The following is a 13,547-nucleotide window of genomic DNA, read 5'->3' on the forward strand; positions in this document are numbered from 1 at the left end:
GCTATTCTTAACGTATCAGGGTCCAGCAGCATAAAACCCCGACTTTCGGGGTTTTTTGTTATCTGAGTTTTTGTAATTTAACTCGGATCACTGCTTGGTTTTTTGATTGGGCTCTGAGCCCTTTTTTTGTTTCTGGAGTGGTTCAAATGACTGGTTTAGAAAGACAACTTACTGAAATGCTTGAAGCTCCAGTAGAGGCATCAGGCTATGAGTTGGTTGGATTAGAATTTATTCGTGCGGGTGCGCACTCAACGTTACGTATCTACATCGACCACGAAAATGGCATCAATGTAGACGCTTGTGCAGAAGTAAGCCATCAGGTTAGCGCAGTACTAGACGTTGAAGATCCAATTTCTGTTGCTTACAGCCTAGAAGTTTCTTCTCCAGGCTTAGAAAGACCACTTTTCAAAGCAGCACATTACGAGCAATTTATTGGTCACGAGGTCAGCATCGTTTTGAAAATGGCTGTTGCAAACCGTCGTAAGTGGGCAGGTATTATCCACAGCGTAGATGGTGAGACAATTGCAGTTACTGTTGATGGGCAACAAGAAGAGTTTGCTCTAAGTAACATTTCAAAAGCTAACCTGATCCCTAAATTTTAGTTCCCTAAAAAATTTGAAGCTTAGAGGCTAAATACAATGAGTAAAGAAATTTTAGCGGTAGCAGAAGCGGTATCGAACGAAAAAGCGGTACCTCGTGAGCGTATCTTTGAAGCTCTTGAGATTGCTCTAGCAACTTCTACAAAGAAAAAATACGAAATCGAAATCGATGTACGTGTCGCTATCGACCGTAAAACGGGTGAGTTTGAAACTTTCCGCCGTTGGTTGGTTGTAGAAGATGTAGAAAACCCAACAAAAGAAATCTCTCTAGAAGCTGCACAGTATGAAGATGCAGACATTCAACTAGGTGATTTCGTAGAAGACGATATCCCATCGGTTACATTTGACCGTATTACGACTCAAACTGCTAAGCAAGTTATCGTACAAAAAGTACGTGAAGCTGAGCGTGCACAAATCGTAGAACAGTTTATCGACAACGAAGGTGACCTAATCACTGGTGTTGTTAAGAAAGTAAACCGTGAAACAGTTGTAATGGATCTAGGTAACAACGCAGAAGCGGTAATCCTACGTGATGACCAACTTCCTCGTGAAAACTTCCGTCCAGGTGACCGTGTTCGTGGTCTTCTGTACAAAGTTGCTCCAGAAGCGCGTGGTTTCCAACTGTTCATTACACGTTCTAAGCCAGAAATGCTGGCAGAACTATTCCGTGTAGAAGTACCAGAAATCGCTGAAGAAATCATCGAGCTTAAAGGTGCTGCACGTGATCCAGGTTCTCGCGCTAAGATCGCTGTTAAAACAAATGACAAACGTATCGACCCTGTAGGTGCGTGTGTTGGTATGCGTGGTGCACGTGTACAAGCAGTATCTGGTGAGCTTGGTGGTGAGCGTATCGATATCGTTCTTTGGGACGATAACCCAGCTCAATTCGTTATCAACGCAATGGCACCAGCTGACGTTGCTTCTATCATCGTTGATGAAGATGCACACTCTATGGACATCGCAGTTGAAGCTGACAACCTAGCGCAAGCTATCGGTCGTAACGGTCAAAACGTACGTCTAGCATCTCAACTAACTGGTTGGGAACTGAACGTAATGACTGTGGCAGATCTTCAGAAGAAACACGCTGAAGAATCTCAAGCGTCTATCGAAAACTTCATGAAGTACCTAGACATTGAAGAAGACTTCGCTCAACTACTTGTTGAAGAAGGTTTCTCAACGCTAGAAGAAATCGCATACGTTCCAGTTAACGAACTGCTAGACGTAGACGGTCTAAACGAAGAGCTTGTTGAAGAACTTCGTAGCCGTGCGAAAGACGCACTAACGACAATTGCCCTAGCGCAAGAAGAGTCTTTTGAAGGTCTAGAGCCTGCTGAAGATCTACTAGGCCTTGAAGGTCTAGAGCGTGAGATGGCATTCAAGTTGGCAGCAAAAGGTGTAGCAACACTAGAAGATCTAGCCGACCAAGGTATCGACGATTTAGAAGGTATTGAAGGCCTGACAGAAGAACGCGCAGGTGAGCTTATCATGGCTGCACGTAACATCTGTTGGTTCGGCGAAGAAGCATAATATCAGCAAGGAGGAAGCGGCATGACACAATTAACAGTTAAAGCTCTGAGTGAAGAGATTGGTACTCCAGTCGACCGCTTAATGGAACAACTTGCTGACGCTGGCATGAACAAAGCGAGTTCTGACCATGTATCGGATGAAGAGAAGCAAAAGCTTCTCTCTCACCTGAAGAAAGAGCACGGCGATAAGTCGGGCGAATCTGAACCTACTAGACTGACGCTTCAACGTAAGACTCGTAGCACGCTAAGTGTTGCAGCAGGTGGCGGCAAAAGTAAGGATGTTCAAGTAGAAGTGCGTAAGAAGCGCACATATGTGAAGCGCAGCACTATCGAAGACGACGCAAAACGTGAGGCTGAGGAAGCAGCAAAGCGTGAAGCTGAAGAGCTTGCGAAGCGTGAGGCAGAAGAACAAGCCAAACGTGAAGCTGCAGAGAAAGCACAGCGCGAAGCCGATGAGAAAGCGAAACGTGAAGCGGATGCAAAACGTGAAGCTGAAGAAAAGGCAAAACGCGCACAAGCTGAAAAGGCTAAGAAAGACATGAATGCAAAAAATGCGGATGTTAATACGCAAGCGAAGAAAGAAGCTGACGAGCTAAAGCGTCGTCAGGAAGAAGAAGCCCAACGTAAAGCTGAGCAAGAAGCTGCGAAGCTTGTTGAAGAAGCTCGTAAACTTGCAGAAGAGAACGAAGCTCGTTGGTCTGAAGAAGAGTCTAAGAAGAAAGAACTTGAAAACTCTGACTACCACGTAACCACTTCTCGTTACGCTCGTGAAGCTGAAGATGCAGCTGACCGTAAAGAAGAAGGCGGTGCTCGTCGTAAGAAGAAGAAGCCAGCAAAAGAAGAGCAATCACGCGGTGGTCGTAACCAACGTGGTGGCAAAGGCCGTAACAAAGGCAAACTTGCTAAGCCAACTTCAATGCAACACGGTTTCGATAAGTCTGCGACTGTAGCAAAACAAGACGTAGTAATCGGTGAAACAATCGTTCTTTCTGAACTTGCTAACAAGATGTCGGTTAAAGCGACAGAAGTTATCAAAGTAATGATGAAGATGGGCGCTATGGCGACTATCAACCAAGTGATCGACCAAGAAACAGCACAGCTTGTTGCTGAAGAAATGGGTCACAAGGTAGTTCTTCGTAAAGAGAACGAACTGGAAGAAGCAGTGCTATCTGATCGTGATACAAACGCAGAAGCAGTACCACGTGCTCCAGTTGTAACTATCATGGGTCACGTTGACCACGGTAAAACGTCAACACTTGACTACATCCGTCGTACACACGTTGCTTCAGGCGAAGCGGGTGGTATTACACAGCACATCGGTGCTTACCACGTTGAAACTGACAACGGCATGATCACGTTCCTTGATACTCCTGGACACGCAGCGTTTACTGCAATGCGTGCTCGTGGTGCTCAAGCGACAGATATCGTTGTTCTTGTAGTTGCAGCAGACGATGGCGTAATGCCACAAACAGTTGAAGCGATCCAGCACGCGAAAGCGGCAGGCGTTCCTCTAATTGTTGCTGTGAACAAGATCGATAAAGAAGACGCGAACCCAGACAACGTTAAGAATGAGCTAGCTCAATACGACGTAATCCCTGAGGAATGGGGCGGTGAGAACATGTTCGTTCACATCTCTGCTAAACAGGGTACAAACATCGATGGTCTTCTAGAAGCAATCCTTCTTCAATCTGAAGTTCTAGAGCTTACAGCTGTAGCTGAAGGCATGGCATCTGGTGTTGTTGTTGAATCTCGCCTAGATAAAGGTCGCGGTCCAGTTGCAACAGTACTTGTTCAATCAGGTACGCTAAACAAAGGCGACATCGTTCTTTGTGGTCAAGAATACGGTCGTGTTCGTGCAATGCGTGACGAACTAGGTCAAGAAATCACAGAAGCTGGTCCATCTATCCCTGTAGAGATCCTAGGTCTTTCAGGCGTACCATCTTCAGGTGACGAAGCAACAGTAGTGCGTGACGAGCGTAAAGCGCGTGAAGTAGCAAACTACCGTGCTGGTAAGTTCCGTGAAGTGAAACTTGCTCGTCAGCAGAAATCTAAACTAGAGAACATGTTCTCTAACATGACTGCTGGTGAAGTTGCTGAACTAAACGTAGTACTGAAAGCTGACGTACAAGGCTCTGTAGAAGCAATCGCAGACTCTCTACTGAAACTATCTACTGACGAAGTTAAAGTGAACATCGTTGGTTCTGGTGTTGGTGGTATTACTGAGACTGATGCAGTTCTTGCAGAAGCTTCAAACGCAATCATCCTTGGCTTTAACGTACGTGCGGATGCATCTGCTCGCCGTGCAATTGAAGCAGCAAGCGTTGACCTACGTTACTACTCAATCATTTACCAATTGATTGACGAAGTTAAACAAGCAATGGGCGGTATGCTTGCTCCAGAATTCAAGCAAGAAATCATTGGTCTTGCTGAAGTACGTGACGTATTTAAGTCACCGAAACTGGGCGCAATCGCTGGTTGTATGGTTACTGAAGGTCTAATTAAGCGTAACAACCCAATCCGCGTTCTACGCGACAACGTTGTTATCTACGAAGGTGAGCTAGAATCACTTCGTCGCTTTAAAGATGACGTTCAAGAAGTTAAGAATGGCTACGAGTGTGGTATCGGCGTTAAGAACTACAACGACGTTCGCGTTGGCGACCAGATCGAAGTATTCGAAATCGTTGAAATCAAACGTACTCTAGACTAATTGACTAAAATTACTAAACGTCTGAAAGACAAATAGTAATTGGTTGTTGAATACACCATGGGGGGCTGGCTTGACCATCCCCCCATTCTTTCTATTTAAGAGAATGAATATGTCAAAAGAATTTAGCCGCACGCAGCGCGTATCACAGCAGCTGCAAAAAGAACTTGCGATGATCCTTCAACGTGAAGTTCGTGACTCTCGCCTAGGCATGGTTACGATTTCTGATGTAGAAGTATCACGCGATCTTGCTTACGCAAAAGTATTCGTTACTTTCCTATGTGTGGGTGAGCAAACGCCAGAATCATGCCTAGCAGCACTACGTGAGCACGAAGTGCACATCCGTATGATGCTTGGTAAGCGTATTCGCCTACGTCTAACGCCTGAAATCCGTTTCTACTACGACAACACACTAGTAGAAGGTATGCGTATGTCGAACCTAGTTTCTGAAGTTGTGAACGAAGATAAACGTAAACAGCAAGATTCAGGTCGCGAAGAAGATCAGGCAGGGGAAGAGTAATGGCTCGTCGTCGTAAAGGTCGTCCAATTAATGGCGTTATCTTGTTGGACAAACCAACAGGTATTTCTTCAAATGATGCACTGCAAAAAGTAAAACGTATTTTCTTTGCTGAAAAAGCAGGTCATACGGGTGCATTGGACCCACTAGCGACGGGCATGTTGCCAATCTGCTTAGGCGAAGCAACTAAGTTCTCTCAGTTCTTGTTGGATTCAGATAAGCGCTACCGCGTAATCGCAAAGTTGGGTGAGCGTACTGATACGTCTGACTCTGATGGCGAAGTGGTAGAGACGCGTCCAGTTGACGTGAACCTTGAGAAGTTAGAAGCGTGTATCGACACGTTCCGTGGTGAATCAGACCAAGTACCTTCAATGTTCTCAGCATTGAAATACCAAGGTAAGCCATTGTACGAGTACGCTCGCAAAGGCATTGAAGTACCACGTGAATCTCGCAAGATCACCGTATACGAAATCGTGCTTCACCGTTTTGAAGGTGACGAAGTTGAGATGGAAGTGCACTGCTCGAAAGGCACTTACATCCGTACTATCGTTGATGACCTAGGTGAAATGCTTGGCTGTGGTGCACACGTGACCATGCTTCGTCGTACTGGTGTTGCAAAATACCCATACGAAAAAATGGTAACGCTAGAGCAACTTAATGAGTTGCTAGAACAAGCGCATCGTGATGAAGTCGCACCGAAAGAGTTGCTTGATCCACTGCTGTTGCCAATGGATACTGCCGTTGAAGATTTACCTGAGGTAAACCTAAACGCAGAGCTAACCAACTTGGTACAGCATGGTATGCCAGTACAAGTGTTTGGCGCGCCAGAAGGGACGCCAATTCGTATGACTTCTGGTGAAGATAAGCTGTTTATTGGCGTTGCTGAAGTGAACGACGATGGAAAAGTGGCACCAAAACGTTTGGTGGTTTTCCGCGACGAAGAGTAACTTCATCAAGCTCTAGAAAATACCGGCTGTAATGCCGGTATTTTTATATTGCGCGGGTGAGGAAACTTCCCTATAATTCGCGCTTCGCGTAGCGGCTGAATCAGAGATTGGCTGCTACAACTTTAAACTTACTCTTATTAGGAGAGAATTATGTCTCTGAATGCAGAAACTAAAGCAGCAATCGTTGCAGAATACGCACAAGGCGAAGGCGACACAGGTTCACCAGAAGTTCAAGTAGCTCTACTTACAGCTTCTATCAACCACCTACAAGGTCACTTCAAAGCACACAAAGGCGATCACCACAGCCGTCGTGGTCTTCTACGTATGGTTTCTCGTCGTCGTAAGCTTCTAGATTACCTAAAAGGTAAAAATCTAGCTCGCTACCAAGACCTAATCAAGCGTCTAGGCCTACGTCGCTAATCAGCGACTGCATAGCAGTTTGTTTAAAAGGGGCTTTATGCCCCTTTTTTGTTGCCCGTTACTTATTTTCACTGCTATAGCTTAGCCAAATCAAACTTATGCCGTTATACTACACGCGGCTAAATCTCGTTTTGAGATTTTCACAAAGACTCATTGCATTACAGTCAACCACGTCGACCAAAAGGTCGCGACTATTAAAAGCGAATTGCACACCATGTCAGTTTGTTTTCACTAGTCGCGATTCGTAATGTCTTGAGTATCAATCAATACTCTCTGAGCAAGTCCATCGATGCGCTTAGAAACAAGGAATAACAATGTTCGAAAAACCAGTTGTTAAAACGTTCCAGTACGGTAACCACACAGTTACTCTAGAAACTGGCGTTATCGCACGTCAAGCTACGGCAGCCGTTATGGTAACTATGGACGATACAGCAGTATTCGTTTCTGTAGTTGGTAAAAAAGAAGCAGTTGAAGGTCAAGACTTCTTCCCGCTAACAGTTAACTACCAAGAGCGTACTTACGCTGCAGGTAAAATCCCTGGTGGTTTCTTCAAGCGTGAAGGTCGTCCATCTGAAGGTGAAACGCTAACGGCTCGTCTAATCGACCGTCCAATCCGTCCACTTTTCCCAGATGCATTCAAAAACGAAGTACAAGTTATCGCAACGGTAGTATCTGTTAACCCAGATGTTCAACCTGATATCGTAACTATGATCGGTACTTCTGCGGCGCTAGCTATCTCTGGTATTCCGTTCAACGGTCCTATCGGTGCTGCACGTGTTGGTCACATCGACGGTCAACTAGTACTTAACCCAAGCAACACTGAACTAGAAGCTTCTAAGCTAGACCTAGTTGTTGCGGGTACTGAATCTGCAGTACTAATGGTTGAGTCAGAAGCTGACAACCTAACTGAAGAAGAAATGCTATCAGCGGTTGTTTACGGCCACGACCAACAACAAACAGTAATCAACGCAATCAACGAGTTTGCTGCTGAAGTAGCGACTCCTGCTTGGGATTGGGTTGCTCCAGAAGAGAACACAGCACTTGTAAACAAGATCGCTGAACTGGCTGAAGCTAAGCTTGTTGAAGCTTACCAAATCACTGAGAAGATGGCTCGTTACGACCGCATCCACGAGATCGCTGGTGAAGTAAACGAAGTGCTACTTGCTGAAGATCCAGAAGCGAACACAAAAGAAATCCACACTATCTTCCACGATCTAGAGAAGACAGTTGTACGTCGCAGCATCATCGCTGGTAACCCACGTATCGACGGTCGTGAAAAAGACATGGTTCGTGCGCTAGACGTTCGTACTGGTGTTCTTCCTCGTACACACGGTTCATCACTATTTACACGTGGTGAAACTCAGGCTCTAGTAACTGCGACTCTAGGTACGCAGCGTGATGCTCAAATCATCGACGAGCTAACAGGTGAGCGTAAAGATCACTTCCTACTACACTACAACTTCCCTCCATACTGTGTTGGTGAAACTGGTTTTGTAGGCTCTCCTAAGCGTCGTGAAATCGGTCACGGTAAACTGGCTAAACGCGGTATCGCAGCAGTAATGCCTTCTGTTGATGAATTCCCATACACAGTACGTGTTGTATCGGAAATCACTGAATCTAACGGTTCTTCTTCAATGGCTTCTGTATGTGGTACTTCTCTTGCTCTTATGGATGCAGGTGTGCCAATCAAGTCTTCTGTTGCGGGTATCGCAATGGGTCTTGTTAAAGAAGGCGACGACTTCGTTGTTCTTTCTGACATCCTTGGTGACGAAGACCACCTAGGTGACATGGACTTTAAAGTAGCTGGTACTAACACTGGTATCACAGCACTTCAAATGGACATCAAGATCGAAGGTATCACTAAAGAGATCATGCAAATTGCGCTTAACCAAGCTCAAGGTGCACGTAAGCACATCCTATCTGTAATGGATGAAGCTATCTCTGGTGCTCGTGAAGACATCTCTGAATTTGCTCCTCGCATTCACACAATGAAGATCAGCGCAGAGAAGATCAAAGACGTTATCGGTAAAGGTGGTGCAGTTATCCGTGCTCTAACTGAAGAGACTGGTACAACTATCGAAATCGAAGACGACGGTACTATCAAGATTGCAGCAACTGAAGGTGCAGCAGCGAAAGAAGCTATTCGCCGCATCGAAGAAATCACTGCTGAAGTTGAAGTAGGTCGTATCTACACTGGTAAGGTTGCACGTCTAGCTGACTTTGGTGCATTCGTAACGGTTCTTCCAGGTAAAGATGGTCTAGTACACATCTCTCAAATCGCTGAAAAACGCGTTGAGAAAGTGTCTGACTACCTAACTGAAGGTCAAGAAGTTCAAGTTAAAGTTCTTGAAATCGACCGCCAAGGCCGTGTACGTCTAAGTATGAAAGAAGCTGTAGAGAAGCCAGCAGAAGAAGCAAACGACGCTTCTGAAGCAAAAGGCGAATAATCTAAGTTTCGACTTTTGGTCTTTTATTAGCTTAAGAGACTGAAAGCATGCTATAAAAGGGGAGCATTTTCGCTCCCCTTTTTTTTGGCCTGTTTCGACAAGTTTAGCCTCAAGCGAAGTTATATATCCTATAGTGCATAAAGAGAAACAGACCCAGAGCGGTCCAAACAGGAGTACCAATTAGTGAAATGGTTTCAAACCGCAAGTTTATGTGTCGCTATCGCGCTGACCGGTTGTGCTAATACCTCTCAACATTCGGCACAAAAGTGGATCTATCCTCCGATGGCGGTACCGCTACAGCCAAGCGTTCAGCAAGAAGTTCAGATTGCACGTCTTTCCCAGCTTTTACAGCGTCCAGACTTGAGCGATGAAGTTCGCGCTAAGATGCACTACGAGCGTGGTAACTACTACGACAGCGTAGGCCTGCGTGATTTGGCTCGTTTGGACTTTAATCAGTCTCTGCAACTGAACCCTGCTCAACCAGATATCTTCAACCTATTGGGTGTTTACTTTACCCAAGTGGGTGAATTTGATGCCGCTTACGAAGCATTTGATTCAACACTTGAGCTCGCGCCACAGAATTCATACGCAGAGCGTAACCGTGCAATAGCTTTGTATTACGGCGGTCGCATCGACCTTGCTCTGGAAGACATGACTAAGCATTATGAAGAAATGCCGAGTGACCCGTTCCGTGCACTATGGCTTTACATCATTGAAGCTGAACAAAACCCAGAGCAAGCAAAAGCGAACTTAGAGAAACGTTACCAACGTGACCGCAGTGAGGAGTGGGGCTGGGTTTTAGTTGCCATCATGCTGCGTGACGTGTCTGATGATGCTGCGCTTAAAGCCATCATGGATGGTACGCGTGAAAACTACCGTCTTGCTGAGCGTCTAACAGAAACTTACTTCTACCTTGGTAAGCGTTACCAATTAGAAGGTGATATTGCTGATGCGATTTCACTGTACAAGCTAGCAATCTCTTTCAACGTTTATGAATACGTAGAACACCGTTACTCCTTCTTGGAACTGGCGCAAATCTACGATCAGTTGCAGCAAGAACAACTTGCTAAGCTCAAAGCCGAGCAACAGCAACAAGAAGAAAAATAACCATGAGCCGCTCAACTAGAGCGGCTTTTTTGTGCTTGAAGAATTTGGATAGGTTATCTAAAATAGTTAGCCTTGCTAACTAAATGAGCAAAACACAATGGCACTAGAAAAAAGCCTGATTGAGTTAGAACGATTTTGTGCCAAAGCGTGGCGTGTTTATGCCAAGGAAGATCCGCTTTCACATTTGAGCTTTAATGAGTTCGATTACTTACGAGTGATTCAGCTTCATCCAGAAGGTGTGCGTATTACAGACTTGGCTGAAGAGCTACAAGTCACCAAACCTTCAGCTTCAAATATGGTGGTTCGTTTGGAGAAAAAGGGGTTGGTTAGACGCATCGCTTGTAACGAAGATGCGCGTTCAAAGCGCGTTTTGCTAACGGAAGAAGTGATAGCAGAGATGTCCCTTGAGCAGGTGGTATACAAGGATATTTCTGAACAACTCGTGCGTAAACTTGATAAGCAAGAAGCACAGCAACTGAAAGCGCTACTGGATAAGGCGCTCGGAAACTAAACATACATTTTATTCTTTTATCTATTTAGTTAGCTTTGCTAACTATTGGTGGTAGTCATGCAAAACTCTATATACAAACAGTTTTGGAAATACACAATTCCGACCGTCGCAGCCATGTTGGTCAACGGCTTATACCAAGTCGTGGATGGTATCTTTATTGGTCGTTATGTGGGGGCTGATGGATTAGCCGGGATCAACGTCGCGTGGCCGATCATTGGCTCGATACTTGGTATCGGTATGATGGTGGGCGTAGGTACGGGAGCACTCGCCTCTATCAAACAAGGTGAAAAAGACGGTGAAGGTGCTAAACGTATTCTCTCAACCGGTCTATTGCTTTTAGTTGCTTTGATGCCTGTCGTAGCGACAACCTTGTTCTTCTTCGCTGATGACTTTATTCGTTGGCAAGGAGCAGAAGGACGAGTATACGAGCTTGGTTTGCAGTACCTGCATATCTTAAGCGTGGCGTGTGTGTTCTCCCTTGGTTCAATCGCAGTGCCGTTTTTGCTGCGTAACGATGATAGCCCGAACTTAGCGACCATCTTGATGGTGATTGGTGCCGTGATCAATATCGTGCTTGATTACTTGTTTATCGCATGGCTTGGTTGGGAGCTTGAAGGTGCAGCGATTGCGACTGCGTTAGCACAGATGGTGGTCACCATTCTTGGTGTTGGTTACTTCTTTACTTCAAGAGCTAAGATGCGTTTGACTATCAGCGATCTTAAGATGCAGTTTGATGTTATCCCTAAGATTGTCATGATCGGTACATCGAGCTTCTTTATGTACGCATATGGTTCGATGATGGTCGCTCTACACAACGCGCTGTTTGCCCAGTACGGTAGTGCGTTGTTGATTGGTGCTTACGCCATCTTGGGTTATATCGTGACGGTCTACTACTTGATCGCGGAAGGCATCGCTAATGGTATGCAGCCTTTAGTGAGCTATAACCATGGTGCACGCAACCAAGACAATATTCGTAAGCTATTGAAGGTCGCAATGGGCACGTCAGTGCTCGGCGGTGTCGCGTTTGTTATTTTGATGAACATCTTCCCATACGAGTTTGTGTCGGTGTTCAACAATGCCGATCAAAACCTGATTGATGCGACGGTAGTGGGGATTCGCCTCCATATGTTTGCATTGTTCTTGGATGGTTTCTTAGTGGTTGCTGCGGCGTACTACCAATCGGTAAACAAAGGCAGCAAAGCGATGTTTGTGACCATTGGTAATATGGCAATTCAATTGCCGTTCTTGTTCATCATGCCAAAACTTCTAGGCGTAACGGGTATTTGGATTGCATTCCCACTGTCTAACATCGCCTTGAGTTTAGTGGTGATGACAATGTTGTGGCGTGATATTAAGAAGCTAATGAACCAGAGTTCAGCAGAGCCAAGTATTCAAGCGTCTTAACGACGAAAAGATGTAAAAAAAGCGAGGTCAGTACCTCGCTTTTTTATGGTTCATCGCGGCTTTCCGGGGAAAGCCGCTTTTATCTTTAAGAAGAAGTAATCAGTATCTCGATAACCATATCCCATCCGCTTGATTAACTTTATCTTGTTATTTATCCCTTCAAGCGTACAGGTATTCAGCGGGTAGCTTGCCGAAGCAGTAATCCCATGAAGATATGGGCGGAGCTTTCGAGCAAACTCTTTTAGCGGCTTAATTCCACTCTCATTCACTTGCCCCAACCATACCTGCCATAAGTTTTTAGCCTGAAGTTCAGACTCGCAACGCCATAGCTCTTTTAATTGCGCACCCAGTAAGTAGGTCGTCATCAAGTCCTGATTCATATTCAGTATTTCAGTGAGGTAGCTTTCCTGTTGTGTATTTAAATTATCCTTATTTTTCAATAACACCCAGCGCGAGCGCTTGACCCATTGCCTTGCTTTTTTATCTTGTTTTAGCTTATTGGCTTGGTCCACCCTGACTCTATCCATCACTTCACGACCGAACTTAGCAACAACGTGGAACAAGTCGTAAACGATACGGGCATTTGGGCAATGCGCTTGGACTTCAAGGTCAAAAGCCGTATTCATATCCATTGCTACTGCTTCGATATTTTTGCCATGCTCACCTAGCTGTTCAAAGAACGGGCGAATGTCCTTGCGGCTACGACCTAGTCCTATCCAGATAACCTGATGACTTTTCGCATCTGCAATGACCGTCGCATAGCGGTGTCCTTTAAAAATGGCGAACTCGTCCATGACGAGTTGCCTTAATTCACCCCATTCAACTTGCGGTACTACTTGTTGAAGCCGACGCTTATCTATCTCTTTGATTGTGTGCCAATGAACGCCTGTCACTTGGGCTATATGCTTAATAGGTAGCAGAGGTAACAACTGTTCTATATAGCTTCGTAGGCGGTTAGTGATACGAGCATAAGGCTCTAACCAAGATAGTTGTTCTGTTTTAATGCCGCAGTGGCTGCACTTGATGCGTCGGGTTTGAACGGACAGTTCAACGGGAGCTCCTAGCAGTGTGGCTTCCTTCACGTTACGCCACTGATACTCATGTATGGCTTGAGCTTTAAGCCCGCACGGACACCTAGCGATAGAGTTAGGTTTGAGAGTGAGCTTTATTAATGATGGAGTCTGATGAGACTTTACTATATGAAAGCCTTCCCAGAATGAAGATAGGAAAGTATGATTCGACATGAAAACGGTAGTTTGTGTAGGTTTTGTTTGGCGATAAAACTCTATCACTTACTGCCGTTTTTGTTTTCAGTTCCCGCTTATCCGCGATGAACCTTTTTTATTGCTTTGAAACCTTAAGCAG

General features: G+C 45.3%; 11 protein-coding genes. 10 read left to right on the forward strand and 1 reads right to left on the reverse strand.

Going from position 1 to position 13,547, the window contains the following annotated elements:
- Positions 1 to 146 precede the first annotated feature (146 nt).
- The 10 genes from rimP to vmrA all read left to right on the forward strand — a co-directional run bounded on the left by rimP (position 147) and on the right by vmrA (position 12,182).
- Positions 147 to 602, forward strand: coding sequence for a ribosome maturation factor RimP (gene rimP / locus KJB05_RS03850; protein ID WP_005439455.1), 456 nt, complete (start codon positions 147 to 149; stop codon positions 600 to 602).
- 36 nt (positions 603 to 638) lie between these two features.
- A complete protein-coding gene (gene nusA, locus KJB05_RS03855; RefSeq protein ID WP_005439457.1) occupies positions 639 to 2,126 on the forward strand; it encodes a transcription termination factor NusA in 1,488 nt (495 codons plus the stop codon).
- Positions 2,127 to 2,147: 21 nt separating this feature from the next.
- Positions 2,148 to 4,832 carry a translation initiation factor IF-2 gene (gene infB, locus KJB05_RS03860; protein WP_038894270.1) on the forward strand — a complete coding sequence of 895 codons (2,685 nt, stop codon included), beginning with the start codon at positions 2,148 to 2,150 and terminating at the stop codon, positions 4,830 to 4,832.
- Between the two features lie 109 nt (positions 4,833 to 4,941).
- Positions 4,942 to 5,349 carry a 30S ribosome-binding factor RbfA gene (gene rbfA / locus KJB05_RS03865; protein ID WP_005431935.1) on the forward strand — a complete coding sequence of 136 codons (408 nt, stop codon included), beginning with the start codon at positions 4,942 to 4,944 and terminating at the stop codon, positions 5,347 to 5,349.
- The gene (gene truB, locus KJB05_RS03870) at positions 5,349 to 6,293 is read left to right on the forward strand and encodes a tRNA pseudouridine(55) synthase TruB (protein ID WP_020193888.1); all 945 of its coding nucleotides are present in this window, start codon (positions 5,349 to 5,351) and stop codon (positions 6,291 to 6,293) included. The genes rbfA and truB overlap by 1 nt, the downstream gene beginning before the upstream one ends.
- Positions 6,294 to 6,443: 150 nt before the next feature.
- Positions 6,444 to 6,713 (forward strand): 30S ribosomal protein S15, encoded by a 270-nt coding sequence (gene rpsO / locus KJB05_RS03875; RefSeq protein WP_005380094.1) that lies wholly within the window; start codon positions 6,444 to 6,446, stop codon positions 6,711 to 6,713.
- A 314-nt stretch (positions 6,714 to 7,027) separates the two neighbouring features.
- Positions 7,028 to 9,160, forward strand: a complete 2,133-nt coding sequence (gene pnp / locus KJB05_RS03880) for a polyribonucleotide nucleotidyltransferase (protein ID WP_009707524.1) — start codon at positions 7,028 to 7,030, stop codon at positions 9,158 to 9,160.
- A 183-nt stretch (positions 9,161 to 9,343) separates the two neighbouring features.
- Positions 9,344 to 10,267, forward strand: a complete 924-nt coding sequence (gene nlpI / locus KJB05_RS03885; protein ID WP_005439469.1) for a lipoprotein NlpI — start codon at positions 9,344 to 9,346, stop codon at positions 10,265 to 10,267.
- Between the two features lie 97 nt (positions 10,268 to 10,364).
- Positions 10,365 to 10,778: a MarR family transcriptional regulator gene (locus tag KJB05_RS03890; protein WP_005439471.1), complete on the forward strand. Its 414-nt coding sequence runs from the start codon at positions 10,365 to 10,367 to the stop codon at positions 10,776 to 10,778.
- Positions 10,779 to 10,835: 57 nt separating this feature from the next.
- Entirely contained in the window at positions 10,836 to 12,182 is a 1,347-nt protein-coding gene (vmrA, locus tag KJB05_RS03895) for an MATE family efflux transporter (protein ID WP_208445804.1), read from the forward strand.
- Positions 12,183 to 12,232: 50 nt separating this feature from the next.
- On the opposite strand, the gene KJB05_RS03900 is transcribed toward vmrA, so the two are convergent.
- On the reverse strand, positions 12,233 to 13,426 hold the full coding sequence (locus tag KJB05_RS03900; protein WP_213053102.1) for an ISL3 family transposase: 1,194 nt from the start codon (positions 13,424 to 13,426) through the stop codon (positions 12,233 to 12,235).
- Positions 13,427 to 13,547 lie beyond the last annotated feature (121 nt).

Origin of the sequence: Vibrio sp. B1ASS3 (assembly GCF_905175355.1) — a bacterium.
GTDB lineage: Bacteria > Pseudomonadota > Gammaproteobacteria > Enterobacterales > Vibrionaceae > Vibrio > Vibrio owensii.